Origin of the sequence: Salinibacillus aidingensis (genome assembly GCF_039522525.1) — a bacterium.
Classification (GTDB): domain Bacteria; phylum Bacillota; class Bacilli; order Bacillales; family Alkalibacillaceae; genus Salinibacillus; species Salinibacillus aidingensis.
Map to the genome: position 1 here is coordinate 1 of NZ_BAAADO010000022.1, position 548 is coordinate 548.

2 protein-coding genes are annotated in these 548 nt (G+C 54.4%); both read left to right on the forward strand.

The features are described from left to right. On the forward strand, positions 1-353 hold a 353-nt coding region (locus ABD006_RS17920), incomplete at its 5' end, for a CopG family ribbon-helix-helix protein (protein ID WP_343844117.1). After that, positions 341-548: hypothetical protein (locus tag ABD006_RS17925; RefSeq protein WP_343844119.1), on the forward strand; the 208-nt coding region annotated here is incomplete at its 3' end. The genes ABD006_RS17920 and ABD006_RS17925, both read left to right, overlap by 13 nt.

Consider the following 548-nt stretch of genomic DNA (forward strand, 5'->3'; position numbering starts at 1 on the left):
CGTATTTCTGGCAAATAGCGCCGCCACGGATTAAAGTAGTCATGTGTAATACATATGACTACAAAGGGGCTTTTATGTCATCAGCAACATCCATCAGGCTCGATGAAGAACTTAAGGACCGGCTGAAAACGCTGGCCGATGACCGGCACCGCTCAGCGCACGCGCTAATGCTGGAGGCAATCACCGAATACATCGACCGGGAAGAGAAGCGCAGCCAGTACCTGCGGGACGGACAGGCCGCATGGCAGCACTATCAGGAAACGGGTCTGCACCTTACTGCGGAAGAAGCGGAAGCCTGGATAAGTACCTGGGGAACTGAGAACGAGCAGGATGCTCCGCCATGCCACAGGTAACGATTTCCGCGCTGGCACAGCGCGTTTTACAACGCCTTCAGGACTTTCTCAAAACCAAAAATCGGCTGGCAGCCAGAAAAGGAGGTGAGGTGATCGTCCGGGCTATCCAGCAACTGAAAACATTGCCAGACATTGGCCGCCCGGTGCCGTTTCTGCCGCTGGAATATAAGGAACTGGTGATCGGGTTTGGCGACA